Here is a 6971-nt window from a genome sequence, read left to right on the forward strand (position 1 = left end):
AACCCGTTTGGTTTAGGCGCAAAAATAAGACAGGGTTTTATATTTTCAACTTTATCATGGATTAAAATAAAAATCCCCCGTCAGTTTTTACTGACAGGGGACTGAATTTGATGCAATTATTTGTTTGTTTACCGTTTGTTAACCGTTATTTCTTCGCCGCAGTGCCAGATTTACTGGTTGTGCTGCCGCTGCCTGACTTTTTAGGAGAAGATGCCGGTTTGGTGGCCGCTTTTTGCAAAATAGGCTTCACCTGGTTAGCAAAAGCATTAGCAGGGTCAACGGCCAGGATCTTGTCGATATAGGTTAAGGCTGTCTTGGGGTCTTTTTTAACATCATTATAATAGGAGGTCAAAGCAGACCATGCACCAATAGCCTGTGTTTTATATTTTGTAGAATCGAGCTTCATGGCCATTTCAGCCAGTTTTTCCTGGGCAGGCGCAAATTTATCGTTCAGCATGGTAGTGTCCTCAGCCTGAATAGCTCTGGCGCACCACAGGTAACCATAGATCTGGTCAGGATATTTGCCCTGGTAAACATTACAGAAAAGGCTGTCGGCTGTTTTATAATTAGCGGCCTGGTAGTGGGCCATACCCCAGTTATACAGGTCGGTTTGGGTTGGATTGGGTTTCAGGTTATAAGCCACACCCAGCCAGTTAGCTTCCTGTTTACGGTCGCCCAGCTTTTTGGCCAGGGCAGCCGCTTTATTGATGTATTTCACCTTGTTATCAACAACTGTATCTTTATCAACCGCTTTTTGCAGGTTTGCGAAAGCCTGGGCTTCCTGGCCAGTTGTTTGCAGGTTCAGATTGGCAAGCTCTTCGTAGTCGGCAGACACTACATCATCAGGATTTTGTTTGGCGAAGTAGGTTGCCATGTATTGATTGGCGCAAGAAAGGTCCTTCAGGGTATCGCAAGCGTAAGCGACTTGTTTATACATACGAGGCGCTACCTTGTCGCCGTACTGGGTGATCAGGCTTTTTGCTTTATCTCTTGCTTCAGCAAATTTGCCGGAGGCAAACAGGAAGTCGGTTTTCAGGTATTCCACTTCAGGACCCTGATCAGAATTGGCGGTATAGCTTTCCAGGTAAGGAGCAGCTTTATTTACATCTTTAAAGTACCAGTAGTAGAATAATTCAAAATAAGTAGGCGCATAAGCGGGATCGAGCTTTATAGCTTCATCGAAGTTTGACAGGAAAAGCTCGTTATTCTTTTGGGTCAGGTAAATTTTAGCGATCTTATGCTTGGCAGCAGCCAGTTTAGGATCGAGCCCGAGTGCTTTGTTGTAAGACTGGATGGCATTTCCACCATCAATTTGTTTACGGTAAGCATCGCCCATAATAAGATAGGTCTCGGCACTATTAAACCCTTTTACCTGAGTAGCCTGGTTCAGCTTTTCGATGGCGTAGGTGGCATCGCCGGCTTTAGTATCAACGTTCGCACGGCCGATTGCGTTAAAAACCTCTACATCTTTTCCTTTGGTTAAAGAAATGGCGGTTTCAAAACGTTGGCGGGCATCGTTGCTTTTGCCTTCACGCAGTTCCATTTCACCCATGCCTACAAGAATAAGAGGGGCATTGCCATTTGTTTGAAGCGCTTTTTGATACAGATTTTTAGCTCCTACTGTATCTTTTTGCTCGAGCATGGTTTGTCCCAACCAGTATGTTGCTTCAATATTATTCGGATTCGCGGACAGTAATTTTTCAAAATTATCCCTGGCGCTTTTGTACCGTTCGTAATATAAGAACTTTCGTCCCTGCTCCACACTCTGGGCAAATAGCACGTTGCTACCCAGTACAACCATGGTTACAAAACTGATGAATCGCTTGCTCATTGTAAGTCGCTATTTTTTTAAGTGTTTTATAATATATTAGGAATCCGTGATTTAGTTTTATTTACTGATCTGTACGTTTCTTGTCTCCAGATGCATTCTCGCAGGCAATAAATATGCCCGATTAAATATTTTCTGTCCTTTTTCGTAGATAAGAAAGTTTGCAAATCCGTTGCCAAGCCCGTCATAATTTTCCTTTAAAATATAATACAGCGGTCTTATCATCGGGTAGATGTCATAGGCAATATTATATTGAACCGGGCGAACATAGGAGCCATCCCTGGCTTCGATCTTGGCAATTTTAACTTTTTTCAGGAAACTCAACTGGGTGGTATCGTCTTTATTACCGATCCAGCTTACGCCCAGTAATCCGATAGCATCCTGATTTTTAGAAACATAATCAATTACCCCCTGGGTATTCTGCGCAGCCACAATATTGTTGCTCAGCGCCTCACCCTTTAACAGTGAATCTACTACGTACCGCACCGTGCTGGTAGCCGATTTCCCATCCAGCAACATTTTGTACTTGAAACTGCTGGTGCCCTTTGCAATGGAGCGAATGTCCTGCATGGTGAACAGGGAATCCTTTACCTCGTTGTTTATGATCACCGCAATGGCGTCATAAGCAATGGAACCGTAAGTAGGCTTAAATTGTAACTTATTGGAAAGTGTAGTTTCTTCAGCATCACTCAGCCCTCTTGTAACAACAACCATGCGAATGCTGTCAACGTTCAGATCTCGCAGGCATTCCGCCTCCGGCTTGTATTGTACCACAATATGTGCATCGGGATGTTGCGATTCAAACACTTCGATCTGAGAGTCGATCACCGGCTTAAAACTTTCATCCACACTAATGTGGATGGTACCACTGGTGGTGCTTTCCTGGGCTTTTGTGGGACCTGAACCTGAATGACATGAGGTTAAGATCATGTTAATTCCAACGAACCCTACTAATCCCCGGAACATCTGTCGAGCTTGCCCTATCCATTTCATCATAGTACCTTCTTAGTTTATCAAAGCCTGGCAAAACTGCATTAAACCCATTTTGTTTAATGAAAATTTAATACGGTTTCAACCAAGTATAATTTGCCAATTGCGATTGCTGTGCCGCTGTCGTTTACAGCAGGCGTTAGTGAAATAACTACCGGTAATAGTTTCTTCTTACGCCCCGGTATATTCTGAACCCGCCATACAACAAACATATTCCACCGAAAATATAGTTAAATGGTTCAGAGAAAACAGCGTCGAGTCCCACTTTTCCCGCAAAGACCATCAACAAACCCATACCAGTGTAAATGACCCCCATACCAAGATCCATAATAGATCGTCTGTTTACATAATTCTTTTGCTTTCTGTCTTCAAATTCCTCTTCCATTTGTACATATTTAGGGTCCGGGCAAGATAAGAAATAATCATGTTACGAAAATCCCGGGTTTGATGACTTTATTCAAAAAATGAGATGCAAAACGAGGGTATTTCCATAAAATGGTCCAAAGTCTGCAATTTTGCTGCAACTTATTAAGCCTCTGCGAACTGCCAACAACCAGAAACTATCAGTTATCTTTGCCGACTATGAAAATTTTAATGGTTTGCCTTGGTAATATTTGCAGAAGCCCGCTGGCCGAAGGGATCCTGCAACACAAAGCGCAACAGGAAGGATTGACATGGACCATCGACAGCGCCGGTACCAACGGCTATCATGTTGGCGAACAACCGCATCGCCTATCGCAAAAAGTTGCCTTATTAAATGGTATCGACATCAGCCATCAACGCGCACGCCGGTTCACCGCTGCCGATTTTAAACAGTTCGATAAAATTTACGCCATGGCCGAAGATGTGCTGACAGAAATGCAACGCATTGCGCGGAAAGATTTTGATGCTACTAAGGTAGAACTGTTGATGAACGAGCTGTACCCCGGCAAAAATATGGACGTACCCGATCCCTGGTATGGTACCGAACCCGGCTATCACGAAGTGTATGCCATGATCGATAAAGCTTGTGATAAAATCATTGAAAAAAACAAACACCCCAAAACAGCATAATGTCTAACAAACCTTCATTACCTCAGGGAACAAGAGACTTCGGACCGGAGGTGGTTCGCAAACGGCAATATATCTTTAACACCATCCGTAGCGTATTTGAATTATACGGCTTTCAACCGCTGGAAACCCCGGCCATGGAAAACCTGGAAACCCTTATGGGCAAGTACGGGGAAGAAGGCGATAAACTCATCTTCAGAATTCTCAATAACGGTCTCGATAATACCGCCAAACACCAACAGGCGCGTGAAGATTTTGAAAAAGTGCTGGAAGGAAAAAATGTAAAAGGCATTACCGAAAGGGCATTAAAGTATGACCTCACCATCCCGTTTGCACGCTATGTGGCCATGAACCATGGACAGCTCACCTTTCCGTTCAAACGCTACCAGATACAACCGGTTTGGCGGGCAGACAGACCACAAAAAGGCCGTTACCGGGAATTCTATCAATGTGATGCTGACATTGTAGGCAGCAATGCCTTGTTGAATGAGGTGGAGTTAACGAATATATATAATGATGTGTTTACCCAACTGGGCTTAACCGGTTTTGAACTGCGCATCAATAGCCGTAAAATTCTAGCAGCCCTGGCTGAGTTCTGCGGTGGCGCCGAGAAAATGGTCGATATCACGATTGCCATCGACAAGCTCGACAAAATTGGCCTTGATAAAGTAAAAGACGAACTGAGCCAGCGGGGATTGAACGAGGAGCAGATCAGCACTATCGAAAAATACCTGCTCATAGATGGTAATAATGAAGAAAAGCTGAATCAAATTGAACAATTGCTTGGCCACCTGGAAACTGGTAAAAAAGGTATTGAAGAACTGGAATTCGTGAACCGCCAATCCGGCGTCAGCAACCTGGTTATTGATTTCACCCTTGCCCGTGGCCTGAACTACTACACAGGCATTATTTTCGAAGCCAAGGCCCCGGCGACGGTAAAAATAGGCAGTATCGGCGGCGGCGGTCGTTACGACGACCTTACCGGCCTGTTTGGCGTGCCCAATATCCCCGGCGTGGGTATCAGTTTCGGAGTCGACCGCATTTACGATGTCATGGATGAACTGAAATTGTTCCCCGAAGGCGTTTACACCGGCACCCAGGTACTTTTCTTTAATATGGGAGCCGAAGAAAGCAGTAAAGCGTTCAGCACTATGCAATTACTGCGTAAACAGGGCGTGCGCTGCGAGTTGTACCACGAATCGGTAAAGATGGACAAGCAATTTAAATATGCAGAAAAGAAAAATATCGGATTTATTGTAATTATTGGCAGTGCAGAGATACAAAATAATACAGGTGTTGTTAAAAATTTAAAAACAGGCACCCAGCAAACCGTATCGCTTGCAGACCTTAGTAATAAATTGTTTATTTGAGTTTGTATTTTAAACAAATTGATGATATGCAACGTCACCTACTATCACTTTTACTGCTTGCAGTAGCCCTTACCAGTATCGTATCCTGTAGCAGCGATAAAAAAGGTATAGCCATACCTAAAGATGCCTCCTTTGCTTTACATGTTAACGTAAAGTCGCTTACCTCAAAAGTAAGCTGGCAGGAAATTCAGCAAAACGAGTGGTTCAAGGAAGCATACGCTAATGAAACCGATTCATTTGCTAAAAAAACACTTCAGGACCCCGCCAATTCAGGCATTGACGTACAGGGCGACCTGGGCGTTTTTATAAAGAAACAAAACCAGGGCGGCTACATGGCCGTTGAAGGTGGCATAAAGGACGCAGCTGCTTTTGAAACCTTTGCTACCAGCGTTAACAAAGGCGGTAAAGTGGTTAAAACAGGTGATGTAAGCGTGCTGAACACCGGTCTCAAAAGCCTGGTGGCCTGGACGAGCAACCGTTTTGTTTTCATTTCCGATGTGCCCATGCCTTCGCTTAGCAACCGTTTCAACAGTGCCAATCCCGATGCCAATGAACCCTTCTCTTTTACAACAGATAGCTTACAAAAATTCGCCGTGGAGTTGTTCGACCTGCCTTCAAAAAACAACCTGATCAACGATGAGCGTTTTGTTTCTGTAATGAAAGAACCGGGCGATATTCACTATTGGGTAAACGCTGAACAATATTATAACAGCCTCGGTGGCATGTTATCATTGCTTAAAATGAACGTACTGTTCGAAGGCAATGCATATGGCGCCGCCCTGAACTTCGATAATGGAAAGATCACCTTTAAATCAAAGGCCTTCGTCAATAAGGAATTAAAAGCCCTGATGGAAAAGAATGCCGGCAGCAAGGTAAGCACCGAGATGATCAACCGCATTCCATCAAAAAATGTAGTGGCCGTATTTGCCTTCAAATACCAGCCACAAGGCTTTTTAGACCTGCTTAAATTGATGGGTTTGGATGGTATGGTGAACGGCTTCCTGGGCAGCGAAGGTTACAGCACTGCTGAATTTGCAAAAGCCACTAAAGGCGATGTACTGTTATCGGTAAGCGATTTTGAGATCAAACACGAAACAACCATCCCCAACCCTGATGGCGGTGCACCGATGGTGATCAAGAATGATATGCCGCATGCAAACATCCTGTTTGCCACTTCTGTGAATGAAAAACCTTCATTCGATAAGCTATTCAACATTCTGCAAAAAAAGACGCAGGCAATACCCGAGATCACAAACAATGTACATTTTCAATTGAACAACGATTGGTTTGCAGCCAGCAATTCTCCTGAGCAGGTGAATGCTTTTTTAAGCGGTGGTAACAATAACTTTCCCTTCACCAGCCGCATTAGCGGTAAATCGTTTGGTGGTTATATCGATCTTCAGCGTTTAATGAGATCAGGGGCCCCTGCCATTACTGACAGCAGCGCTAAAGCCGCGTTAGATCTTTCTGTTGGCATGTGGCAGGATGTGTTCATGGTCAGCGGTGGTCAAAAAGACGATGCCTTTGTTGGCGAGGTGGAAATAAACCTCGTTGATAAAAGCACCAACAGCCTGAAACAACTCAACAAATACCTGGATGCAATGGGTAAAACCTTACATCCCAAACGCAATCAAGGCGATGCGCAGGTAAGGTATACCGACCCGGCAGCAGCAGGTCTGGCGGCGCTTGAACCAGTATTACATCCGTAAATAGCACTATATTTAAATAAGGAA

6 protein-coding genes are annotated in these 6971 nt (G+C 44.2%); 3 read left to right on the forward strand and 3 right to left on the reverse strand.

The window, feature by feature from the left end:
• Positions 1-145: 145 nt before the first annotated feature.
• From ACJ751_RS29910 to ACJ751_RS29920, 3 genes are all read right to left on the reverse strand, one after another.
• Positions 146-1831, reverse strand: a complete 1686-nt coding sequence (locus ACJ751_RS29910; RefSeq protein WP_407749213.1) for a tetratricopeptide repeat protein — start codon at positions 1829-1831, stop codon at positions 146-148.
• A 57-nt stretch (positions 1832-1888) separates the two neighbouring features.
• Positions 1889-2758 (reverse strand): PstS family phosphate ABC transporter substrate-binding protein, encoded by an 870-nt coding sequence (locus ACJ751_RS29915; RefSeq protein ID WP_407749214.1) that lies wholly within the window; start codon positions 2756-2758, stop codon positions 1889-1891.
• 211 nt (positions 2759-2969) lie between these two features.
• Positions 2970-3203, reverse strand: coding sequence for a hypothetical protein (locus tag ACJ751_RS29920; RefSeq protein ID WP_407749215.1), 234 nt, complete (start codon positions 3201-3203; stop codon positions 2970-2972).
• Between the two features lie 197 nt (positions 3204-3400).
• Between ACJ751_RS29920 and ACJ751_RS29925 the strand changes: the two genes are divergently transcribed.
• From ACJ751_RS29925 to ACJ751_RS29935, 3 genes are read left to right on the forward strand one after another with little or no spacing between them, the layout of a single operon-like run.
• A complete protein-coding gene (locus ACJ751_RS29925; RefSeq protein WP_407749216.1) occupies positions 3401-3871 on the forward strand; it encodes a low molecular weight protein-tyrosine-phosphatase in 471 nt (156 codons plus the stop codon).
• The gene (gene hisS / locus ACJ751_RS29930) at positions 3871-5238 is read left to right on the forward strand and encodes a histidine--tRNA ligase (RefSeq protein ID WP_407749217.1); all 1368 of its coding nucleotides are present in this window, start codon (positions 3871-3873) and stop codon (positions 5236-5238) included. Before ACJ751_RS29925 ends, hisS begins: the two co-directional genes overlap by 1 nt.
• A 26-nt stretch (positions 5239-5264) precedes the next feature.
• Positions 5265-6947 (forward strand): DUF4836 family protein, encoded by a 1683-nt coding sequence (locus ACJ751_RS29935; protein WP_407749218.1) that lies wholly within the window; start codon positions 5265-5267, stop codon positions 6945-6947.
• Positions 6948-6971 lie beyond the last annotated feature (24 nt).

This window comes from Niastella sp., from assembly GCF_045805085.1.
Lineage (GTDB): Bacteria > Bacteroidota > Bacteroidia > Chitinophagales > Chitinophagaceae > Niastella.